Below are 25,128 nucleotides of genomic sequence, written 5' to 3'. Positions count from 1 at the left end.
TAGTTACTTCACTGTACTCTTATATCATACAAATGCACCTTGCCGTTTTAGTTCATCCCGCAGCTCATTTCCTGACAGTTTATATACTGGTAAATCCTGTTTAGCACACATCGCCGCTGCAAGTCCGGCTGCCTGGCCCAAAGCCATGCATTGCGCCTGCACCCTGACGGAGGCAAAGGCTTCATGTGTGGCTGAGAGGCAACTACCGGCTACTAACACATTATCTGACTCCTGAGGTATTAATGCCCGATAAGGAATTGGGTAAGGTTTCTGCAAAAAACTGACATCCTGCTTTGAGGTATCCGACCGGTGAATATCAATGGGATGTGCACCGTAGGCAACTGTATCTTCAAAATTGCCAGGTGTCAGTATATCCTCTGCTTTCATTGTATAAAGCCCAATGATTCCCCTGGTTTCGCGTATTCCCACCTGTGTAGCAGTATCTATCAGGTAAGCGTTGCGGAAGGCCGGTACGTTCTTTTTAAAAACAGCCACAATTTTAAATACATCCTGTCTGAGCTGCTTTTCTGCAGTGGATAACTCTATCCCATCGGCCGCATTTCCTTTGTAACGTGTGGCATTTACCGACACTTCTCCCCGCCGGATGGTACTTCCGTGCACCGCCCAGGGGCCACCAAAATTCGCCAGACGACCGGCAACCATTTCTTCCTGTAATAACTTATTTAATTGCACATTGGCATATTTCACACCATCATGCGACATCAGTGTATTAAGGACATCTGTATCTACACCGCCCAACCTGAAGAACAAGCTCATGGGCTGCAATTCACCGTTCTTAATATTCCTCATCTCCCAGGGCAACCGGCTCCTGCTAATGAGATCGCCTGTGCCTGTGCAATCAATAAAATACCGAGATCTTATCGCCTGTCTTCCTGATTTATTCTCGATAAGCACGTGAGTCAACTTACCTTCATTATGTTCGTCATACATACAACCTGCCACGCTGGTATGCAGTAAAATAGTTACTCCGGCTTCTTCCACCATTTTTAACGATACATATTTGTATATTTCCGGATCATATGGGATGTTACCACTCGGCAGATCGATTATAGCTCCGTTCATTTGCTGCATCCTTTTAAGGAACTCATCAGGAATGCCCAGAACAATACGTTCATCCTGGAAATTAAATTTACTTATTGGCCCTACCATTCCTGCGGTGGCCATACCTCCCAGGAAACCATAATGCTCTATCAGGATGGTTTTTGCCCCATTCCGGGCAGCGGAAATGGCCGCTATAAATCCAGACGGGCCACCGCCGCAAACTACCACGTCTGCATCGGTCAACACCGGTATTGTTTTGGCCGGTTCATTTATATAGTCTTTATGCTGATTCATTAACATGATCTTTATTGTTTCGTTCCGGGATAAGCAAGCTGAAAAGATACCCGGCTATAAAGCAGGAAAGCATACCTGACAGACTGTACACCATAAAATGAGTGGCAGTGTACAGGCTGATATAATACTGTACAAGGGCACTTACCACAAAACCAGCGATAACCCCGAAAGCATTTGCCTTTTTTGTGAAAATACCCAACAGGAAAATACCGGCTAAGCCCCCCATAAATAATCCTGTAAGCCTTCTGATCATATCCCACAGCGATCCTACCTCATATATGAACATCAGCACAGCCAGCAGGGTACCTACAATGCCAAATGCAAAGGAAATATTCCTGGCCAGGCGTAAACGTTTTTTAGCGGTAACCTCCCTGAAACGGGTAATATCCGTAATGACGGCAGCAGACATACTGTTCATGGTGCTGCTCACCGTAGACATGGCCACGGCAAAAATAGCCGCCACTACTATTCCTTTAATGCCAACCGGCAATTCGTTGACAATAAACCACGGATAAATCGATTCGGGAGCCGGTAAAGTGATATCCAGCTTTTGCGGAAAGACCTTATAATAGGCAAAAAGCGCACTGCCGATAGAAAAAAACAGTACGGAGGACAACACAATGAGGATACCATTAACCCATACTCCCCGGGAAGCACTGGCCTTGTCTTTTGTAACCAGATATTTCTGAATAACAGTCTGGTCTGAAATATAAGGAACCATACCACCGCCTATCCAGTAAGAAATGGCTACGAACACAGTCAGCTCCGAGAAATTAAAATGCCAGTTAACAAAATGAAATTTTCCAAAATCCCTGTTAAGGGCTATAACTTCTGCCAGACCACCGTCGAGCCTCCATACCACCACGATAATGCTCAGCAAGGCTCCCAACAGGAAAACAAATACCTGCAACACTTCTGTCCATATCACTGCCTCTATGCCTCCCAATGCACCGTAAACTGTGGAGAATAAACCTATGATCAGGATACAGGTTAGCGGATCACCGCCTGTAATAGCTGCAATAGCAAGCGAGGGCAGCAATAACATGATACCGAACTTGGCCGACTGGAAAGTAAGAAAACTAAGGCTTCCCAATAACCGTACAACTACATTGAACCTTTTTTCGAGATATTCATAGGCAGTAGTAACATTCAGCTTGAAATAGACGGGTATTATAAAGAAAACAATTAATGGCGCTACAACCAGACTGCTGATGGTTGGTAGAAAATATATCCAGCTTTCATGATATGTTTTAGCCGGCGTGGTAAGGAAAGTGATAGCGCTAAGCAGCGTACCGAAGATGGCCACACCCGATGCCCATCCAGGCACCCTGCCACCCGCTTTGTAATAATCGTTGGTGGTTTTCACCCGTTTTTTATACCGGTAACCAATAAATAGGATCACCAGGAAGTATATGCTTATTAACAGGTAGTCTATCCAACCCAGGGCAGAAGCCTGCCGCGGGCTGACGATTATTTTCCAGATATTGGCCGATCGTACGGCCGGCTTAATTTCCCCGCCGGCTATCACGATAGCATTATTCCATTGTACAACAGGAGCTACAACCGGCGCCATACCCGGAAACTCGCTTACCTTAAGCCATTGATCGGTTATGGTATGATATGCCAGCACGTCTTTTGAGTACCCGGGATGTGCAGCCTGTATTTCATTGAGTTGCTTGCGCAAACTGTCTTTTATAGTACCGTTTGCCTGACTATAAGCAGCCAGTACATCCCGAAAATGGCGGTGCGCTGTATTATCAGCCCCCGAAAACACTAAAATATGATCAAGGCCTATTTTAACTGCCCCTGCTCCTGAAATACAACGCTTATCTTCATTTCCCAGCTTAATATCTCCTAGCTCACGCCAACTGTTCGTCTTGGGATCATAACAATAGCTGTCGGATAAAAGACCGGCCTTTTTCTCTGACATCTGCAACCCGCTGAACAGATAAATGCAATTTCTTACACCATTGCTCTGTTCACACATTACGGGCATGCTTCTGGGCGGACCAGGCCAGGAAGATAATTCCTTCCATTTTCGATGCGAAAGATCAGTTCCTGATATGTCCAGTGCAAGGAAGTGATTAGTGGATATATTATTAGCTCCGGTCTCGCATCCTCCTGCAACATAAACAGTTCCATTCAGAAATACTGCTGCCGAATAAGCCAGCGGAACGGGTAAAGATGGAAAATACTCCGTCTCCACCGTTTTTGCGTCAGGATTCCATTTCAGGAGAAAAACCTTGCTTGAATTATTTGTTCCGTCTGTCCCGCCGATACATAGTAAGCCGTCAGGCACTGTAACAGAAGCACCGTACGATAATGCTGCCGGCATGTGATAAGACGAATCTGCCCATTCATAATCAGTATTGCCTTTCTGCTGCAGCACATAGATTTTGTCGCTCCATATTTTAGCAGCTCCGTTCCAGGGAGTTTGACCGTCAGCAAACCGTGTACCTCCTGCAATTAATAGCACATTATTGCTTATGCCCGAGAAATGACCTGCGAGGCCGGGAATGCTCTGTCCTGGATCCCATGTTTTAGCCTTTAACTCCTGCCATTTAAAACTATGCGGATCATACTGCGCTGAAACACCACAGGTATAACCTATCAAAAGACATATAAGCGGCAGAGCCTTACGGAAAAGTGGCGTTATAATTTTTTTAGCAGAATTGTCCATTTTCTATTATAATATCAATATACCGTTGGCCAGGAAGTATAGGGTCGCAACTTTGCTTTGTCAATACGATATACCCGCAGCCGCTGTTCATTGTGTCCCTTCTTTGCCCCTTTTTCAGAACGACCGATCGTAATCAGTAAATAGTCTTTTGTTGCTGTTAAGCTTGGATCCAAAATCTGCACAATAGAGCGGTTGCTACCCTCTACATTGGGACTGATCCATCGCTCTACATCCATCAGGTATTCCCAGGTTTTTCCGTCATAGCTCCTGGCCAACGCCAGCCGGTCACGCGGCAGGTAATTTATCAGGGAGGCATACAGATCGTCATATACCCAAGTCATATAAAAAGTAGGCTTATCTGCATAAGGATCCTCGATCAAGGCAAAAGAAGATCGCGAATTTTTCAGCGAATCACTGGGATGATCGCCTTTCCAGGTCACTCCATTATCATCTGATTCTGCATAATGAATGCTGGGCGCTTCAGACCAGGGCGTATATAAACGTAGCTTTCCATCAGTGGTATAGATAACCTTGCTTTCGCAATAATGATCCAGTTTGGTAAGGGGTTTAGTATCGTTGCCGGATTCATGCCAGGTCTTTCCCTCATCATCACTGTAATAAATAACCGATTTATGTCCTCTCGTAGGTTGTTCAACATGAGTGCGCCGGGTAATCACAAAGAAGATCCTACCGTCGGGCATCTGCGTGATCTTATCATTCATCGTTAAGGCATCGGGTACAAAATCGTCCCAGGTAGTTCCCCCATCTGACCAGGTTTTTCCATCATCGTCCGATATTTTGGCCCGAAACCGAAGCGGTGCGTCAGCAGCATGCTTCCCAATGATGTTATATTCGGCTACCATCTTCAAAATACGGCCTGATTTCAGGCGCAGAACACTATGATGGGCATCATTATTATACGGCCATGTAATAGGAAAAGGGCCTTTGAAGGTGGCGCCGCTATCGGTTGAATGATATTCTTCCGACCGTTGTAACAACACCAGTTCGCCATTCTTCTTTTCAATTATTGATGCACCTTCCCGGAATTTTCCATCTTCCGGATTGAGATTATACTCCAGCACCCCATCATTTACCCTTCCCTGTCTGCTGACAAGGTTGAGGTCTATATCGTCAAAATAAACCTCGGCCTTCTCTGCAAAAAGAGCCACCCGCCCCGGTGAAAGGTGTCTGAGCGAATCTGATCTCAGCAACGGACGGTTCATATCATTGCAATAAAATATAACCCTGTTATTGTCAGAAACAATCTTAACCTGGTTCCATACGCCTGTATTCAGCTTTTGCTGAGTGCTTTTGGCGAGTACAACAGGCTTGAAGTCATAACCTTGTCTTTCCATCAGATACCAGCAACCTTCACTTACATCATACCGGAGAAATACCTGTGCTTCTGCTGAATTGAACCTGACAGAACATCCTATGGAAGCTCCGGCGCTCTTCCTGCCAACGACTTTAAACCGGGCTTGAAAAACCACGTTCTTTTCAAAAACATGTAGCCAGGAATAAGAAAGATCGCCACTGTTTTTTACACGGTACACTTTATTACCGTTGTCATCTATAACTTTCCAGTTGTCTGCCCGGTTATTCTCAATCCAGTGGCTGGGATCAGTATTTTTTAATTCGTTCTCAAAATTGTCCCTGTACACATACCGGGATGAGTCGGCACTACAATAGCCCTGCTGATAAAAGCAGACCAGAGAAAACCCGCACAGCCATAAAATATATTTTTTCACGTGTAATGGATATGTGTTAATACCTTATTTTTCATTTCCCCAAAGCGTGGAATCTGCACCCATTTTTTCGTTCCAGCTCTGCCGCCACCTGTTCACATCCGCGGGGCCTATTAGCGGCTTTGGCTTCCGCATTTCCTTTGTTGGAGCCGGCGGCAATTTGACGGCTTTATCCTGGTACCAATACGCCACAGTAGCCAGATCCAGTGTCAGGTTATTAGCCGTACCATGTTCTATAGTTGCCTTGAGGCCTTTTTCGAAATAAATCGGATCGGTGATAAAGAAACGATAGGCATGCGCCCTTCCCAGCCACCCAAATTCATTGCTTACCCGGGCGTAACCATAGTAGGGATGCATATATACTTCTTTGGGACACCAGGAGGTATTGAAAAAATCCTCCGTGCCAGTGCCCAGTAAGGAGGGCTTTTCTTCTCCGTCAACAAAAAACATATCATCTCCTTCTCCATACCAGTTTGAAGAAGGATTCTGTACATAGTAATTAACGCCTACAAACTGCCCTTTTCCCTGAACATCTGCAAAAACATAGTTATCTGCCCCGGTTGTATTTTTGCCTTTTTGTGTAGCATTTTGGGGTTCCGGTGCTGGTTTTGTCAACGAATGATTGTACCAGGCATGAAAACGACCCATACCCTGAGGAAGTTCTTTCATTTCTACATAATCCACATAAAAATAGAACGCCCGTAGCTCAACTCCTGTCTGGTTCTCTATCTCTATTTTTGCTCCTTTGGCAAAGGGCATGGTAAAATAAGATACCAGCGCAGAGCCCTTATCCGGACCGGCTGCCAGCGGCAGTGAGGAAAAGATATACTGCTCCTGCCACCCCTGCCCGAAGAACGGACCAATAGGCGATTCTACCGAAGGATACGGGTTGCCGTCCCAGTACATCCGCAAAATGATATCATTCCTGCTGGCCTTGTCAAAACGCGGGGCTATGGTTATCCAGATGTGATTGATAATGCCAGCGCCCGATATTTCAGCAATGGTTCGTTTCTCTCCCGGCTTGATATTAACCAATCTGTCATTATTACCTCCTTCCGGATCAGAGCTACTGATACGACGATTGTGCATCCCGCTTTTGATTTTAGACAGGTTATACAAATCTGTTGCAACCGGTTCCTGGCCGAGGGCTTTACCCACCAGTATCAGAAGTAAGAGACTTGGCAACCCTATAATTTTTTTAATCTTATTTTTCATCTGTATGTCTTTAGTTTTTAATTAATGTTCGCTAAACCTGGTCTCAAAAACATATTCTACTAAAGTTAATCCCATTATGTTCAATGCCTGATTGTACCTCAGATAGGAATAACAACTTTTGTTATTGAACCTGAATGATATTTTAATTTTCCATTGACATATACCGAAAAGCCTTTTCCCAGCTTGTATTTAGAGCCATCTTTATCCCAAACTATAGAAATCGTCTTATTATGATAATTAACCCGGTCGAGGCAAAACCAGTTCCAGTAGTTATTGGGAACTAAAGGATCGATAATTATTTCATTGTTCATAGATGGCTGGATACCCATCAGGTCACTGATAATAATGTCACAGAACTCCGAATGATTATAATCCTTGCCATAATGTATTCCCCTTTTTGCTGTACTGATTTCCTTTGACAGCCATTCTCCTGTAAACGGATTCAGATTTTCGTCGATCCAGAAAACCCGTTTGCCTTTTTCATTGATAAGCCGGTGACTGTTTGAATAGGTTTCCAGAACCTGAATAAAATCATTCCGGGTAACAAAGGACTGACTATAGTTACGTAATAAGTTTCCCATGGCCTTTAACGTTATCGCGGTAGCATAAGGCCAACTGGGTCCGTTCCACTGGCATATATATGGCTCGCTTTCATAGGATATTCTGAAATCGGGGTGAGCCCGCTCGGCAGTTGTTGGTCCGAAAGGGGCTTTAAAACCGTTTGTATCTACCAGAAATTTCCATGCTACGGATTGTTGCTTGTCAGGAATATTAAAATACCAGGGTGTATATCCATGCAGTTCTCTTACATCCACCAGTTTAACGGAGTCGGCAGGAAAAACATGAAACGATTTTTTATATCTTTCGGGAATAGATATTTTAGAGAATTCCTCATTGCTTAAAGGTAATGTCTTAAAGAACCCGGCTTGTGGATCCCATAGTTTTGTAAGCAGCAATTGCTTCAGGCGGGAAGCCTTATTGGAAAACTCCTCTTCTATAGTCTTATTCGCCGCTAATTTCGCAATCGCCGCAATTGCTGTTGCTTCACCAATCATATAGGAGTTAATCGTAGCCCGCTTGCCAGAACCTCCTATTGATGCTTCCATGCCATCCCGAAGATCGCCCTGCCAAAATAATCCGTCCGGACATAAATTAGTTTTTTCCCATGCCCGGTAATTATCAACCAGGTAAGGCAACAACTCTGTCACCAGGTTTTTATCCTGAAACACTTTTGCATACGCCAGTATAGCGTTTGCCGGCCAGAAACTATAAGAACGTGGCGAGCCGCCACCTTTAAACCAGAAGTTGGCATAATCCTGTAAATACGTTGGATTGCGTAACCATCGCCCTTCATAAAAATGATGAGATGCCGGGCAACTGATTGTATTATATTTCCCGGCCTGCGGAACTTTAGGAAGAAACTCTGTTATCACGAATCCTTCCGGCGTTTTTTGTATATGTTTCCGGTATATCCACCATCTGAAGTAATACGTTTTTTCCAGTGCTTTATCGGGACAATTAAAATAAGGTATATTATTTTTGAGAAACTCATCAGCGCCTTGATTAGGTATAAACTGGACTACCGATTCATCATCGTTTGCATTAAACTCCCGGATATAAGGGCTGAAACTATTCCATTTTAAAATACTGTCTTGAGGAAAGAACCGGTAATTTCCACTACTACGCCCCGGCCCGGCAAAAAATGCTATGCTTATCAAAATCAGGAGGCGTGCCGTATGCATCGTTCTTGGGTTCATTTTATCATTATTAATATTCGTTAAGAAGAATACTCGTTTGAAATTCGTTCCAAAGGTTCGCTTTGCTGCTTTGAAGGATTTTCTTTCCAAATAATGGAAATACCCCATCCTACCAGCATAGTTGTTACGCCTCCGAATGCACTATACCACATAAAAGAAATATCTGTAAAACCGGCTATGCAGACCACCGTAATAAACCCCACTATAAACCCAATTAATGCACCTTTTGGATTCGCCCGTTTGCTGAGCATGCCTAATAAAAAAATACCTACCAGGGCTCCTCCAAAAAAATTATTGATCGTTGTAGCCGTTTCCAGCAGATTACCTAACACGCCACCTAAACAGGCCAGCAGTGTCGAAAACACGCCAAAACACAAGGTAATTATCCTCGCCCGGCGAACCGATGCTTCTTTTTTGTTAAAACGATTGTAAAAATCGGACAGGGTTACCGTTGTCAGTGAATTCAAGACGCCACTAATAGTAGACATGGCGGCAGCAAAAAGCGCAGCTATCAGGAAACCCCGGAAACCGATGGGCAAATCTTCAATCACAAACCTGATAAAAACCTGGTTTGTAGGGATGTTGGATTCTCCCTTATTTTGAAAAAAAGCAAATAGAACTGCTCCTTCAAAAAAGATCAGGAACCCTATCAAAGTAGCTACCAGCAAGGATACAATAAAAGCATAGTTAGCTTTGCGAAGCGAATTGACTGTTAAAAACCGTTGCATTTCGGCCTGGTCTGTTCCAAATTGCGAAACCATCAGAAAAGTTCCCCCGATGATTCCGCTCCAGACCGTATATGGTTTTGAGAGTTCGGTTGAAAAATTAAAGAATTCAAATTTTCCATGTTCATGAGCCAGTTGCCATACTGTACTAAATCCGCCGTCAGTTCCCGCCACTGCTACGCCGATAATGACAAATATGCTCCCAAACTTGATGATCAACTGGGGGATATCTGTCCAGATCACGGCTTTCATCCCACCCGCCATGGTGTATAAAGTAGTTACTATACCGGTTATCAGCACCACCCAGAATATATTTAAACCCGTAAGCGTACTTAATATAATAGCGGGTGCATAGATCCCAACGGCTAAAAAGCAGCTTTTAAACAGGATAAATAATCCACTGCCCACCAGTCTCACGGTAAGGTTAAAGCGCTTTTCCAGGTACTCATAAATAGAGTAAAGCTTGAGTTTAAAAAAGAACGGTAAGATAATTATGCAAATAATATAAGCGGCAATGGGTATGGCCAGGCGGTATTGCAGGAAAGAAAAGTTGGTGCTGTACCCCAAACCCACAGCACCAATGTAAGAAATGGCGCTGGTTACTGTTGCAATTCCCGCCAGTGCAGCTGCCCACCACGGGATGGTCCGGCCTCCCATCAGATAGTCTTTCAGGGAGCGTTGCGATCTGCTGAAGAAACCAGCCAACACCACAACGCCAACAAAGTATACAATCAGGATTATATAATCAATCTGATGCATGCCTTAACCCTTAAGATGAAGATGAACGGAAAGCTTGAACGCAGGATTTGTTCCGGTAATTTTACCATGAACCCGTAACCAGTTACCGAAATGGGATACTTTCGCAGCGTAATGTCCCGGCGAATGAATTGCGGCGAACGATGTTCCTTCATCAATCCAGTTAATACCATCCGCGGATATTTCCACCGAGGTTTCCAGCGTGGCTTGTGCTCCTGACACTTCTTCAACGATTATAAAGAATATAGCTTCTGAAGCCCAGCCCGCTTCCATCGGATGAGATGCAAAATCATGCGTTACTGTTATGCGGCGTTCCACCGCCGATGCCTGAAAGTTTTTCATTATTCATCTCCTCCTGAAATAACTATTGAATCGATGTAAAAAAATACGCGTCGGTCGGTGTCATTCTCAACCCAAACTCCGGGGTTAAAAAGTCCTTTTATCCGTGCATAGGGGGCTGTAAGTGTAGGTTTCATCCCCCGCAGATCAAAAACAGTGCTACCAGATTGCAGTTCCACATACTCCCTTTTTTCCGTATCAATAAGCAGACGGAAATAGCTCCAGTTAATTTTATCATCGCTTTCGTTATAACATAGATCCTGGTAACCCTCCGGAATCCATTCAAAACCATCCGTAGATCCATCCTGCCGACGCTTACCATACCACATGGCATCAATACCGCGTTTGCACCAATCGTTTTCAACACCGTATGCCCATTCTAAGTCACTTACGTCCTTTGCCTGAAAGACCTGCCATTTTCTCACCATTTGTCCATCTACAGCATTCAAATATCGTGCACCAATGAAATAGCGGTAATCATCGTCCTGGATATCGAAAAACATTCCGAACGCCCTCATTGCCTGTTCGCTTAATCCCTGCCGGTCCTGCTCTGGGGTATACGCATACCACATTTCGAATTGCCGGAGGCCTTTGGGAAGATGTGTTGTCAGCCGTTTAATGCCATGCGATAAACTTCCCGGTACCGGAGCTTTCGTATACTTACCGGCAACAGGCCGCGTTGATAGTTTCATGGAGTAGGTACCATCCATAGAACCATGCGTTCCTGCAAAGCGGAAACTAGCTGAGCTCAGCATGATTGGGCCCCATTGCGTTTTATCCACATGACTGTAACGCAGTGTATTAAAATTTTCGCCTACATAGTTCGGGTGCAGATCTATCCAGCCACAGAGTCCCCTGTCGAAGTCATCATAACTTATAATTGTTTGGAGAGGTTTAAATTTGCTTAAAGCGCCGTCTAAAGCGAGCACATGTTTCATAAATTATTTGTTTAAAATCGTCATCATTCTTCTGATCTGCCACATCCGGTAAACCTACTGTTATTTAAATCCATCATTTTGGTCAGCAAGTTTGTTATACAACCACTCCTGAAGCGGAATAGGCAGATACATATCTTTTTCTGATATATTATCTCCAGGCAGTACAAAATGTGCCTGGGCTGGTACACCACTTCCAGATTTCCAGGCAGCGATTCCCATAGCCGGATCGCCGGATCGGGCAACCTCAGCCATCCTTTTTACTGTTGGTATCAGAATGCCCCAGCGTTTCAAGTCTTGTCTTCTCAAAAATTCGCCGTTAAATTCCATTAACCGTTCATCCTGTATAGCCTTCCGAAACGCATCATAGTTTTCATACTGTTCCGGCTTCAGGTGGTAATCCGTTAAAGCAACTGCTTTGGCGGTTGCACCTGACCCTGCGCCGGAGACGGTCACGGTAGGTAATGAGGTATAGCCGGCTCCGGCTCCCGAGAGTAATATGCGATCCAGGCTTGTGCCATTCAGGAAAGCCCTTGCTGTAGCATTTGTTGTAGCACCTCCGCCGGAAATAGTAATTGTGGGTATAGCCGTATAGCCCGAACCTCCGTTAGTAACAACGATATTATTAATCAGCATTTTCCCCTGAGTGCTTTCCATATATGCCCTATCTCTTATCTGGTTTACATAACCCACTGCTTCATCGGTAGGCCCGTGGTTCTGTTCGTTCTCTGCTTCGGCCAGCATTAATAAAACATCAGCATAGCGTATGATCGGAATATTAGCCGGACTTTTTGTGGGATCATGAGGAGCAATTTCTTCTTCTCTTCTCCATTTGCCCGGGAACCGCCCCCAAATGTTAGTTGCGGAAAGTGCCGTCTTAGTGGGAGGAGCAGTGGTTGAGCCTCCGGAATATTTAAAGGGCGCAATGTTCCAGTCTCTCCTTGTATCCGGACTTACATCGTTTGTAATGGTTTGGGTAGTGCCGGTAAGAGCAACCAGGCCTATTCCTTCATACGTTTTATAAGCCAACGGATGGTTAACTATCCATCCATCACATCGTCCCACAAGGTCATTGGAAGACTGTATACCTACACGTACCCATTTACCGGAATTCGTTTCGGGCGCTGCTGTATTGACATAAAAACCAACTTCCCAAATACTTTCTCTGTATGTATTATCATACTGATCAGTAAGCTGAAGTTTGAACACCTGCCTATAATCAGGATTCAGCCGATGCAACCCGGAACTAATCACTTTATTACACCATTTAATAACATCCTGATATTTTGATTTGTCATTAATGGGCTCACCCGCAGCATATAAGCAAACCCGTGCTAACATTGCTTCAACTGCAGTTTGTGTAACCCTTTCATTATTAGTGATCTTATCGGCAGTCTGCCCCGCCAGGAGGGCATCTGCCTGCTCCATTTCAGCAATCACAAAATCATAAATCTCCTTTGAAGAGGTAAATGCCTTATTAGCCTGATCTGGAGATGTTGACGACTCAAGACGAAGCGGCACATTGCCGAACCATTGTGTTAACAAAAAATAATAATACGCTCTTAAAAACCGGGTTTCACCTTCTACTATTTTCTTCTCATCATCTGAAATGTCTTTCGGTATATTAATATTTTCCAGCACATCATTAGCCCTGTTAATTCCTGCATAGAGGTTTGCCCACATGCGTGTGGACTCATTATAAGAAGCAGTTTCATTATAGTAACCAATTTTAGGGTTACCAATAGAGCCCTGAAAGACCAGATTATCCTCCGCACCTGAGGTAATATAGCACTGGTATGTTTCTCCATATAAAGAGCTGCTCCCTAAAGTAGCGTAAACTCCCGCCAGAGCCGCATTTAAATTGGCTTTTTTCTGATAAAATGTATTGGCATCTAAAAAATCAGTGGGCGATGGATTCAATATTTTTTTACATGAGCTTGAACTAAAGCCTATTATTAACAGTGTTAATATAAAAATGGCAAATCGTGTCATTGTAGTATTATTTAATGTTTAAAAATTCAAGTTTAATCCGAGTACATAGGTACTGGAAATGGGATACGCCGAGAAATCAAATCCGGAAGTAAGGCCAAATCCTTTCGTCGAAACCTCCGGGTCCGGCCCGGAATATTTAGTCCATGTATATAAGTTTTGCGCCCGGGCAAATACCTGTGCCGATTTAATCGGTTTTATCCGTTTTACATTAATATTATAGGCAAGAGATATTGTTTTTAAGCGTAAAAAGGATCCATCTTCAATATAACGGCTCGACCAGATACCGGTTACCCCTTGCGCATTAGGTTTAGGAATATCGGTTTGAGTATTGTCCGGTGTCCAGTGGTTGGCATAACTGGCTAATAAGTTCCGGCCAAGAGCAATAGCGTTATAACTCTCCAGGAAAGCCTTATTGGCATTCAGTATGTCATTACCGTAAGACCACTGAAAGAACACATCCAATTGTAATCCTTTATAGGTAAAACTATTGTTCAAGCCTCCCACATGTTTGGGATAGGGGCTTCCTAAAATAACCCGATCGTCATCGTCTACTACCCCATTTCCTGTAATATCCTTGTACTTTGCATCTCCGGGTTTCCAGGCAGGCGTACCCAAAGTACCGCCAGTAGTTGGCGTTTTTGAATCCGGTTCAAAATCACTTGCCTGATAAACACCGTCATATACAAAACCATAGAACTGTGTAATAGGAGCACCTACCCGACTGATCCAGGCGGGGTTTCCAAAGGCGGTGCTAAGACTGGGCACGGTTGTATAACGGGTATCTTCGCCTCCCACTAATCCTAATAACTTATTCCGGTTAAAGGAGATATTAAAATCTGTAGTCCAGCTAAATGTTTTTGAACGAATATTTGTAGAGCTTAAGGTAAATTCCCATCCACTGTTCTGCGTACGGCCTATATTTACAAGAGCGCTGGAATAACCTGTGCTGGTAGCTACCGTAGCATTAAGCAGCAGATCATATGTTTGCTTCTTGTAATAATCTACCTCCAGGTTCAACCGGTTCTTCAAGAAAGCAAGTTCCAGCCCGGCATCCAGTTGTTTGGTGGTTTCCCACTTCAGATTTTCATTCGCGAAATTATTGGAATAATATGCATTAACCGGAGAATTGTCAAATGAGTAATAGGTTCCTAATACATATTGCTGCTGATATCCGAAATCAGATACACGGTTATTTCCTGTTAAACCGTAACTGGCCCGAAGCTTGGCATCACTAATAAATGTCAGGTGCTTCATAAATTCTTCATCGCCTAACCGCCAGGCAAAAGCCCCGGAAGGAAAATACCCCCATTTACTATTTGGCGGGAACTTAGAAGAGCCGTCTGCCCGCATTGTTACAGTAAATAAATATTTTTTGTACCAATTATAATTCACCCTTCCTGTGAAAGATACCAATCCCCAGCGGGTAGAAGATGAGGACTTATCATATACGATCCCATCATCCAAACCACTTACGCCTAACTCTTCATTAGGTACTTTATTGGCTTTATAGCCAAATGCGTCCTGCTTTCGGGTCTGGATGGAAACTACACCGGTTGCTGTCAGGCGATTGTTCCTGTTAAACTGTTTATCATAAGTAAGGCTGTTTTCATTGCTGAGATTGACCACATTGCTTTGTGAAATTGAACCATTAGGGCCATTGGATTGGCCAATAGCTGTAGCGGGACTTCCACCGCGTGTACGTGAATTATTAAAGATCTCATCCTTGTTGTTAAGGAGATTTGCCCCTCCCGTTACCCGTAATTTTAATGATTTCATGATATCATACTCAATATATCCATTTAGGGTAAGTGTATTTATTTTATTGATATCACTTTGATTTTGGGCCGATAACAAAGGGTTAAAAACAAAATCTCCTATTTCCGGATCAATATCGCTGTCGATAAGATCTATGTTACCCACGCCCGTAATAGGACGGTAGGTCCAGGCTTGATATAAAAGATTGAGTACCTGCGAAGTACCGGAACCCTGTGCCTTACCTTCCTGATTCCTGGGACGGATACCTTTCCTGTTTTCATTCGCGTAGTTAAAGTTCATTCCGAACCGTGCACGTTTGCTGATATTTTGGTCCAGCTTTAGTCTTGCCTGGTAACGTGAATAATCACTGTTTATAATAAGTCCGTCCTGACCTGTATACGACCCCGAAGCCAGATATTTGGTATTGGCATTACCACCGGTCACATTAATACTATGTGATTGAAAACCGGCCGGCCTTACAATTTTGTCATACCAGTCAATCCCTTTTACATTCCGGTAATCTTCCAGGCTTTGCCGATCGCCCCTGAAATATAAGGGCGCAGATCTAGCTGAATCTATTTCCAACTGTAGTTTTACAAATTCGTAAGGTGAGAGCAATTCATATTTGTGACCACCATCAACTGATTGCCCCATTGATCCCTGATAACTGATCTTGGCATTTCCTGCCTTACCTCTTTTCGTCGTAATGATCACTACTCCATTAGCACCCCTGGCTCCATAAATAGCCGTGGCGGAAGCATCCTTGAGGACATCTATAGACTCAATATCATTCATATTGAGCGTAGATGTATTAAAATCCTCCATGGGGAAGCCATCGATAACATACAATGGATTATTACTGTAGGTTACAGAGTTATTACCTCTGATCACAATATTCAAACCGTCGCCGGGCTGTCCATCCGTAGATGTAACATTTACGCCCGCTACCCTTCCGGCCAGTGCCTGATCTAAAGAAGCAACCGGAGCCTTAGTCATCTGGTCTATATTTACTTTCCCTACCGAACCTGTAAGGTCTTTTTTCTGCACCGTTCCATAACCAATCACCACAACTTCATCCAGAGCCTGGGCACTCTTTGTCAGAACAACATCCAGTACAGACTTCCCTTTTAAGGCAATGGTTTGGGGCAGGTACGAGGTATGTGTGAAGCGGAGCGTACCGTTGGCATTGGGCACGTTTATTACGAATTGCCCGGCTTCATTTGTCTTTATTATGATGTTAGTGCCGACAACAGCTACGGTAACATCAGCAACTTTCTCTCCGGAAGAAGCATCGGTAACAGTACCTCTTACGGTTCGCTGTTGGGCGTATAACATGGTTATACCCCAAAATAGCAGCATACAAGTTAAAAACAGTTTTTTTGGATTCATAACAAAAGGTTTATAGTTAGTTAGTTTTAAGATCTAATTCTGTAACATTTGATTTAAGGTGGTATTTTCTTGTTTTTCGATATCGCTGATTTTAAACCGGGCGCTGACAATAGAATTTTTTTCAGGTCCCGGCCTGTATTTGATATACGTGGTGGCAACAAATGTATCGTCGGGAAGTAATTCAAGTCCGGAATAACCACAATCAGATCCCTTGTAACTGTGAAGCAGTTTTACACGAAATTGCCCGGAACTTCCTTTTACGATGTCTTCATATTTTCCAATCCATGCCACAAAATGTGTCCGAGTGGGGCTATCTTTTCCTGTATCCCGAAATACAATTACCAATCGGCCATCACGGCTATACTTGGCCTGATGCCTGTCACCAAATAAAGTTTTAGGTAGTGTCTGCGGCTTAGACCAGGTTTTGCCTTCATTTCTACTTACCATATACCATGATTCACGTTTTTGATTTTCCCTGATGAGGCATAATAGTTCTTTACCGTCAGGTGAGCGAATGATCTCGGGTTCACATGGTTTAAACCCAGGAGTATCCAATACGATCTTCCAGGGAGTCCACGTAAATCCTCCATCTGATGAATAACTCTGTACCACCACATTAGATTTTTTATCTTCTACTTCTCCGGGCCTCCTGATATTAGACATTGCTAGTAAACGTTTTCCGCTATCGATAGGCTCAACCGTACAGAAGGGCATTACGTTTGGTCCTGTATGATTTGAAACCATAGGCGACCAGGTTTTCCCCCCATCTTCAGAAACTGACTGATACATTCCGCCATCCGGCCCTCTACCGGCAAAAACGAATAACCTATAATTGCCTTTAGGGTCTGGTAACCGATAGATAGCAGGACAATTTTTTACATTTTTCCAATTAGCAGGAACCTTCAGCAGATCTGTCCAGGTCAGCCCGCCATCATCACTGCGTTTCATCGGGCCACAATATCCGCCATGTCCGATTGTCCATACGCAATACATCGTTTTGCCATCCGGTAACAAAACTGTCGTGGTATGGCCCTGATATACTTCATCGGTACCCCGTGCAACCACAACTTGTCTTGAAGTGTCAGCAGAGAGGTCAACCCATCTGACTTTCCCGGTTCCATTCACCTGGCCTGATGCAACCAAAGAAAACATACAGCTTACGCTCAGCATGAACAGCCCAAAAGAAATTCTTCTTTTCATAACTTTTGTATTAATTAAAAATGAGAGCATTTTATTATTTTATATCTTTTACCTGAATCCGAGATATGACAAGCACCAGGTTTCAGTAGCTTTATCAAGGCCAAGACTTTTTAACGTTTCCGGGATCTTCGGAAAATCAGCATTGAATTGACGGATAATCTGCTTAAATTGTTCAGGATTATATTCCAGGCGCCGGTTAGTTTCTTCTAAATTCCCTATCGTTACCGGAATAACAATATTGGCATCCTTGTTCTTAAGCTCGGTAGTAACCCTGCTCAGCCGTTTGAATTTCTCTTTGAGCCCATTGTTAACAGAGAGACCTGTATTTAATCCGAAATTCAATTTAATGATGGTCTTCTTATTTATAGCAACACCTGGAATACTAATATTAGCGCTCATTTCTGTGCTATTATAATGCCATCCTTTTGCAGCAGTATCCTGATAGGTAAATTCTTCTCCGTTTACGGTAACCCGTTCCGGAACAGCATAACCATAAAACGACAGAAGATAGTTCCGTTTAGGTTTCATACCTGCATAAGTTCCCTTGACAGGCTCAATAACAACCTGTAACGAACCATCCGGCAAAACAGTTGATGTAAAATTTGTATAAGCATATTGCGATGCATAATCCTTGTTGTTTCCTGCATCTTCATACATTCTTGCTGAACCTGCTGAACCCGGAAATATACCCAGCTTTATCCTGTCGGGATTAGAAGACAGATTTTTCACTTCATCGCCATACATGGGAATCAGCGCCCCAGCCTTTATATAAATAGGATATTCGTCAATGCTGAATTCACGTTGCACTATCTGTCCGCCCTTCAATAAAGTACCTGTAGGCCATTCATACCAATCGTTTCCTTCGGGCAACCATACGTTTACCGTTGAAAAGCCGTTGACCATAGGACTGCCAATAGGTGCAACCAGTATATCATTACCGAACATGTACTGCCGGTCAAACTGATATGCCTCCTCTTTTTTAGGGTAATCATAATACATTGGCCGGCATAATGATATACCGGTATCATAGGCATACCGGGCCATGGTATAGATATAAGGCAGCAGCATATATCTTAACTTAATCGCATCATACTGGGCATCAAAAAAAGCGCCTTTAAAGCTCCAGGGTTCTTTCGTTAACAAAGGATTTTTGGAAGAGTGAGTTCTGAATATTGGGTTTAAAGCACCGTATTGCACCCACCGGGTCTGCAACTCCGGATCGATCCCTATTCCTTGTTTCCCGTATGTATGACCGCCTATATCATGGCTCCAGTAACCGTATAATACGTTTGAAGCCGTATTTGTAAAATATGGCTGGTATTCCAGGGATTTCCAGGATATGATCACATCCCCGGAAAGCCCTACCTGGTAACGATGATTACCTAATCCACCCCATCTGTGGTACAAAATCGGTCTTGTATCCCTGTTCTTTTCCATATCAGTGAAGAAGGCATAATTAAGCCACCATGTATTTTGCAGCCCTTTTATTTTCTTATCCTCCAGCCATTGCTGCCAATCCAGCCACCAGAAATCTACTCCCTGTTTTTCCATAGGTCTGAGTACTACGTCAAACAGGGTTTGCATAAATTTTTTGTTTGACCCTTCAAAAGGAATGTTCCGCCTGCTTGTTGTATCAAAATTCATTCTGCGGGCAAAAGCGCTGTATTGTGACTCAAAAGGGGCAATCCCGGATGCAGGATGAAGATTCAGCGTGGTTTTGATCTTCTTACCATGCGCCCATTGCAAAAACTTTTCGGGATCAGGAAACAAACGCTTATTCCAGGTCCATCCTGTCCACCATTTCCGCTGCCCAAATTCATCCGGACGGGCATGGATACTGTCTGTATTATGCCAATCCATATCGAGCACAAGCACATCCAGCGGAATATCATAACGCTCAAAGTGATTTACTACATCCCGCAGTTCATTGTCAGAATAGCTCCAGTAGCGAGACCACCAGTATCCAAAAGCATACCGGGGCGGTAGCGGTTCTTTCCCAGCTATCTGCGTATAATCATAAAGTGCCTGTTTATAATCACTTTTGTAACCCAAAAAATACCAATCTAACCCGTTTTTATCTTTACGCTCCATTACCCACGGCCAGTCACTTTCATCTAATAAAAAATTTTTAGAATCGTCAAATAGCGTCCAGCCATCCCTGGCTAAAACTCCGTCTTCGAGTTTTAATCTTTGTTTTTTGACAACATTTGAATCTCCGTCAAACCGGTCAAGTGTTCTGGCTGTACCTTTAAGGTTTTGTTGTTGAACCATGCCGGGAACCCACTTAATCTTCCTCCCCGGTTTCAAGGAAATACTAAGATTTGATGAATCAAATTTCCCGGAGTTCAGCTTGTACCGGAGTTCCAGGCCCGATGTCTCTAATATAAACCAATGCGATTCAGTACGGGTATGATAAGCCGGCACCGGCAGTTTCCTGTTAACTACAAGAAAAGATGCATGGTCATTAAAAATCCCTTTCTCGTTCCATTCCATCCTGATCAGCTGCGGAGTTAACACGGTAAACCGTACGTTAGCTGAGGCCTTCACTATTGCAGCAGGGTCTGCAACGGGGTTATATTGATTTGCTAAAGCCTGCATTACACAGCAAACAGCAGAAAGCAGCAGCAGGATTCTTGTCATGATATTAGGTTTATTAGTTATTATGTAGTACATTTCAAATGTAAGGTATATCTTATTAAAATTCAAAATTTTTTTGCCTGTTAATAAGGCTGATCCGGAAAACAATAGTACGCTACTCTTTTAAGTGTAACTGAATGGATAACTCTGCATTTTGTCCATTAACCTTTCGGCTTCCGAAATGCATTACCCTTGCAGAACTGAGGGATAATACTAATTCAACAACTCCCAATATGATCAGTACTTGTATGTCCATCGAATACCTCACTTATCTGTTTTTATATCACTTGTTAACCACTTCCAGTCAAATCGCACTGCAGCCGCATAGCGGGGTTTTCCCCGGCCATAGAGTACTAAAAAGGAATGGTCTTTAAGCTCAATGATATCTGAATAATTAGAAGGCCCTTTAAACAATAACTTCGGTTTTGACCAGCTTTTTGCCCCGTCGGTACTATAACTGATTGCCAGATCGTTTCTTCCTGGCCCCAAGGGACGTGTGCATAACACGTAAGTGTGTCCTTTATGTGTTAGGGAAGTAAGGCCTGCATCTACTGAGGGAAATGGTTCTATCGTGCTATATTGCGGCCATGACCAGTTTAGACCACCATCGTCACTAAAGGATTGCACACGATGGACAAAAGAAGCGGTATCGGCTAACCTTGCATCTACCATAACCTTATTACCAATAGTTACTATCCTGGATTCATTTGCTGAAAAATTATCCACTCCCGGGACATACCCTCCCGCCTTCCAGGTTTTACCATGATCATCACTATAGATTATTGAAACACCATATTTCCTGTCAGCAATAGGATTTTTAACAGAATACCGGTGCCAAACCTGTACCAGCATATGTCCATTGCTCAAGGTAATGCCGTGGCCAGGGCCCGGTAAATGAAAGGGTCTTTTAAGTGAATCACCATCAAACAGACGGGTAACTTCGGTGGCTGAAGACCATGTAGAACCATGATCTCTGCTGGTTATATAATATACTTTGCTGGAATCATTGCTAAAATTACGGGCATAAAAAAGAAATATACTTCCACTTTTTTTATCTACTACCGGTGTGGGATTAGTAAATGATTCGCCGTTAGTGCTTCGCACTATTATCTGCGAGGGTGACCAATCTTTTCCATTGTTTTTACTCCTTTTTAAAACAATATGGTGCGGGCGATCATCACCTAATTGAATACGTCCTTCAGCAAATGCGAGCACATCTCCGTTATTGGCCTGGGCAAGTCCATATACGAAGTGCTCTTTTACCAAATCAGCCGAATCAATCCCCTGAGGCCACAATACAGATTGCACAAATGTTTGAGCAAAAGACGGGATCTGTAAACAGAAGAAAAAAACAGCAAACAATAACTTCATTTTTAACACTTTATTTTATTTACTATTTAACACACTATTCATGGGCTGATGCATCATAGCATGTTCTAATATATCGCCAACTTTTCTGTAGTCCATGCTTTCGATAAGATATGCCTGCTTGCCGTTTTCATCATCCTTCCACTCATTGCTGCCATCTTTATGGATAATAATATTTCCCCGTTGCAAAGAATAGTATGGAACATAACCTTTAATTCCTGCAAGAACGGCTGTAAGATCCCAGCTCATCCTTCCTACGCTGTCAACCTTATCCTTTAACATGCAAATCCGGTACACATCTTTAACAGGGCTTGACCGGATACTATTGTCAGAAATTAACTTTAATCCAACTTTGATTTTCTTCCCTACCTCAAAACCTGAAAACAGCAAGGGTTTCCTCCAGTTGCTTAGTACATAATATGCAGAAGAGGAATCCCTGATCAAATTAAATTCCTTGCCCTTAGGAAACTTACCCGCCATACTAATCATTACCTTAACCTTCTTGTCGATCAGACTGGCGCCGTCCAAAGCGGAGTATTGATCAGGTCCGGATCGCATCAGATGGGCAATATTCGTGAGAAAACCCACAGTGATGAGTGTAACACTATGATCTGGTTGTGCTGCTAATATCTTCCGGTACAATGCCACAGACTCATAAGCCTGGTTGTTACTGGTAATGCGATGTGGGTATTTTGCGATTAAAGAATCACTCCAGGATTGCGGATCCCGCAGAATCAACCCTGTAACAGGCACTCCTACCGGGATATCCGGTCTTTTAAAATAGGTATTAAAAATATTCAATACACTGGCAACACCTCCATATTTTGTGCTGGCTATAGTTGCCAGAATATCCACATAGCCACTATCGGCATAAGTATGTAATAGTGCAATAGCACCAACATCATCATAATCGGGTCCCATATCACTATCAAAGATCACGCGGACCTTCTGATGCTTCGATGGTATAAACTGGGCTTCTGATTGCAACACAGGTAACAGTATCCAAAGCAAGACGATTACGGCTACAGAATATTTAGTCTTCATATATAAACCTGCTATTCTCACAATACACACTATCAGAATGATCCTGCGAAATTGATAGCGATTACCTTTCTACCACCTAACATTTCTCCTGCTAAACAGCTTAACCAGCTTCTATTAGTTTGTATAAAAACAGGTTTAATTAATCCCTTAAATGTATCTCTCATGCGTATGAATTGATTGTTATAATTGGCTATTTCCACAAGGCCTATAATTAGTTATGTAGAACATATTTACAAATATACAATAGATATGATTAAATCAAAATAAAATTTACTTTTGACCTCTATATCTATTTTATTCTGTTATCAAGATGATGAATAACATATCTTACAAAAAAAATATTCTACTTTTTGAAGTCTCTTTAAAAAGCTGGGGGAATAATGTTTATCCTGTCTTGAAATGTAGTATAAAAAGAAAGAGCCTGTATTAAGGTTCTTTAGATATTGGATAATATCTTGCATTTATTTTTATAGTCACAAACTACAGAAATCTATATTAATCAGTTAAAGTATCTGTAGTTTCTGTCTTCTCTAGTTTATCAAAATGCGGTTTCAGATGTTCCAGCATACCTTGCCGGAAATCTTCTTTGTTTCCTTTCTTAAGAATTTCTACCAGGTCTGAGTGGGTAACTTTTCCCGACCTGAATTCTTTCTCAGAAGCAACTACATAACCAAAAATAGGAAGCAGCATATTCTGAAAGCGTTTTAGCGTATCGTTACCGCTTATCTCATATAATTTACCATGAAAGGCTATTTCGTTTTTAATACGGAAACTTGATTCAGTGCGTACTTCATTTTTTGCAATATGCTCAAGCTCTTCAATATCCTTATCCGTTTTCCGGATATAAAGCAGATCGGCCAGGCCAATTTCCAGCACCAAACGAAGCTCAAAAATATCCTGCAAGGTATCTTTATCAATGATCAGCGGATCAAGCACCCGTTCAAAAGCCCCTAAAATATCCGGCCGGGCCAGGATCATTCCGCGTTTTTTCTTCGACTCGATCATTCCCAGCATTCGCAAACGGCTAAGCGCTTCGCGAACTACATTACGACTAACGCCCAAAGCCTCGGCTAATTCTAATTCCTTGGGGAGCGGATCGCCAGGCTTAAACGATTTCTTTTTCAGGTATTCCCGTAAACGCAATTCCACGATATCGGCCATGGTAGTAGATGTAATGCGCTTTAGATCCTGGCTCAAGTCGTATTTTGACATATATTTATTTTTAGTGCTACAAAAATGATAAATTTTGTTTATATGTAGAACAAGTTAATTAAAGAAAGAACTTCCGGCTTTCACACATTCATGAGACCGCTTGTCGAAAATAAGAAAGTCCGGCAAAAAACCAGACCCTTGGCATCAATAACTACTTATTAATTAATATAAATAACTCTTTCAGTTTGCGTTTAATCTGATACTTTCACAAACGTTTTAACTATACGTCCCAAAACTCCGTCCAAATAAATGATATAATACCCTGGCGGATAGTTGTATGTATCTATTTTAAACTCCTTAACATTCGCAGGTAGATTCACAGTCTTCATTTGTTTACCGTTTACATCTGACATGGATAACCGGGTATAATCTCCATCATCCATATTAATATGTAATGCCTCTTTAGCCGGATTAGGATATACCAATACCGATGACTTAGCAGCAGTAAAATCTACAGCCTACACACCAAGTTCATGGTTTTTACCATCTTTATCTATCTGAATGAGCCGATAGTAGATGATTCCTTTAGCCGGATTCATATCCCTGTAATTATATTCTTTACGACCTGCACTCTCATCAGCTGATACCTCACCTAACAACTCAAAATTTCTGCCATCGGTACTACGCTGCAATAAGAAATAATCATTATTATCTTCCATTGCCGTTACCCAGTTCAGTAATACACTACCATAGTTTATCCGAGTAGTAAAACTAATAAGATCTACAGGAAGCGTCAAGACCAGATGTATTGTACTCTCTTTTTGTATATTATAATCCGCTAATGTTCTGTCGTCTTCTAACTGATTACCGGCAAAAATAAGCTGTTGCTGTTCTGGTGGGATACCTTCCTTATCCTGTATCTTTTGCTTTAATTGCTCAATGGTATCGTTTGGTTCTACTTCCAGGGTAATGGTTTTGCCCTCCATGGTTTTAATAAAAATCTGCATAGCCAACGCACCAAACGGCAATATCATGAGTAACAAATACACAAAACTTTAAAACAGGTATTTCTTCATTATCCGA

17 protein-coding genes are annotated in these 25,128 nt (G+C 42.7%); all 17 read right to left on the bottom strand.

Going from position 1 to position 25,128, the window contains the following annotated elements:
- Positions 1-24: 24 nt before the first annotated feature.
- Positions 25-1,356: an FAD-dependent oxidoreductase gene (locus tag FW774_RS17720; protein ID WP_187774944.1), complete on the bottom strand. Its 1,332-nt coding sequence runs from the start codon at positions 1,354-1,356 to the stop codon at positions 25-27.
- Positions 1,343-4,036, bottom strand: a complete 2,694-nt coding sequence (locus tag FW774_RS17715) for a sodium:solute symporter family transporter (protein ID WP_149349547.1) — start codon at positions 4,034-4,036, stop codon at positions 1,343-1,345. The genes FW774_RS17720 and FW774_RS17715 overlap by 14 nt, the downstream gene beginning before the upstream one ends.
- Positions 4,037-4,050: 14 nt before the next feature.
- On the bottom strand, positions 4,051-5,784 hold the full coding sequence (locus FW774_RS17710; RefSeq protein ID WP_149349546.1) for an exo-alpha-sialidase: 1,734 nt from the start codon (positions 5,782-5,784) through the stop codon (positions 4,051-4,053).
- Positions 5,785-5,808: 24 nt separating this feature from the next.
- Complete coding sequence (locus tag FW774_RS17705) at positions 5,809-6,996, bottom strand: glycoside hydrolase family 172 protein (protein WP_149349545.1); 1,188 nt, start codon at positions 6,994-6,996, stop codon at positions 5,809-5,811.
- Between the two features lie 98 nt (positions 6,997-7,094).
- Positions 7,095-8,753 carry an MGH1-like glycoside hydrolase domain-containing protein gene (locus FW774_RS17700; RefSeq protein WP_187774943.1) on the bottom strand — a complete coding sequence of 553 codons (1,659 nt, stop codon included), beginning with the start codon at positions 8,751-8,753 and terminating at the stop codon, positions 7,095-7,097.
- A gap of 20 nt (positions 8,754-8,773) precedes the next feature.
- Positions 8,774-10,237 (bottom strand): sodium:solute symporter family transporter, encoded by a 1,464-nt coding sequence (locus tag FW774_RS17695; RefSeq protein WP_149349544.1) that lies wholly within the window; start codon positions 10,235-10,237, stop codon positions 8,774-8,776.
- A 3-nt stretch (positions 10,238-10,240) separates the two neighbouring features.
- Positions 10,241-10,576: a hypothetical protein gene (locus FW774_RS17690; RefSeq protein ID WP_149349543.1), complete on the bottom strand. Its 336-nt coding sequence runs from the start codon at positions 10,574-10,576 to the stop codon at positions 10,241-10,243.
- Positions 10,576-11,511 carry a DUF6772 family protein gene (locus FW774_RS17685; RefSeq protein WP_149349542.1) on the bottom strand — a complete coding sequence of 312 codons (936 nt, stop codon included), beginning with the start codon at positions 11,509-11,511 and terminating at the stop codon, positions 10,576-10,578. The genes FW774_RS17690 and FW774_RS17685 overlap by 1 nt, the downstream gene beginning before the upstream one ends.
- Before the next feature lie 60 nt (positions 11,512-11,571).
- The gene (locus FW774_RS17680) at positions 11,572-13,500 is read right to left on the bottom strand and encodes a RagB/SusD family nutrient uptake outer membrane protein (RefSeq protein WP_149349541.1); all 1,929 of its coding nucleotides are present in this window, start codon (positions 13,498-13,500) and stop codon (positions 11,572-11,574) included.
- Between the two features lie 18 nt (positions 13,501-13,518).
- Positions 13,519-16,644: a SusC/RagA family TonB-linked outer membrane protein gene (locus FW774_RS17675; RefSeq protein WP_149349540.1), complete on the bottom strand. Its 3,126-nt coding sequence runs from the start codon at positions 16,642-16,644 to the stop codon at positions 13,519-13,521.
- Between the two features lie 33 nt (positions 16,645-16,677).
- On the bottom strand, positions 16,678-17,844 hold the full coding sequence (locus FW774_RS17670; protein ID WP_197739881.1) for a sialidase family protein: 1,167 nt from the start codon (positions 17,842-17,844) through the stop codon (positions 16,678-16,680).
- A gap of 48 nt (positions 17,845-17,892) precedes the next feature.
- Positions 17,893-20,484, bottom strand: a complete 2,592-nt coding sequence (locus FW774_RS17665) for a glycoside hydrolase family 31 protein (protein ID WP_197739880.1) — start codon at positions 20,482-20,484, stop codon at positions 17,893-17,895.
- A gap of 261 nt (positions 20,485-20,745) precedes the next feature.
- Positions 20,746-21,852, bottom strand: a complete 1,107-nt coding sequence (locus FW774_RS17660) for a sialidase family protein (RefSeq protein WP_149349539.1) — start codon at positions 21,850-21,852, stop codon at positions 20,746-20,748.
- Positions 21,853-21,867: 15 nt separating this feature from the next.
- Positions 21,868-22,893: a nucleoside hydrolase gene (locus FW774_RS17655; RefSeq protein WP_149349538.1), complete on the bottom strand. Its 1,026-nt coding sequence runs from the start codon at positions 22,891-22,893 to the stop codon at positions 21,868-21,870.
- Positions 22,894-23,388: 495 nt separating this feature from the next.
- On the bottom strand, positions 23,389-24,105 hold the full coding sequence (locus FW774_RS17650) for a FadR/GntR family transcriptional regulator (protein WP_149349537.1): 717 nt from the start codon (positions 24,103-24,105) through the stop codon (positions 23,389-23,391).
- Positions 24,106-24,296: 191 nt separating this feature from the next.
- Complete coding sequence (locus FW774_RS20945; protein WP_149349536.1) at positions 24,297-24,530, bottom strand: T9SS type A sorting domain-containing protein; 234 nt, start codon at positions 24,528-24,530, stop codon at positions 24,297-24,299.
- 33 nt (positions 24,531-24,563) lie between these two features.
- Positions 24,564-25,094: a ubiquitin-like protein gene (locus FW774_RS20540; RefSeq protein ID WP_197739879.1), complete on the bottom strand. Its 531-nt coding sequence runs from the start codon at positions 25,092-25,094 to the stop codon at positions 24,564-24,566.
- Positions 25,095-25,128 lie beyond the last annotated feature (34 nt).

The organism is Pedobacter sp. BS3, assembly GCF_008274585.1.
GTDB lineage: Bacteria > Bacteroidota > Bacteroidia > Sphingobacteriales > Sphingobacteriaceae > Hufsiella_A.
Note: the sequence above shows the minus strand (reverse complement) of the source record. Positions and strands in the feature narration are given on the sequence as shown.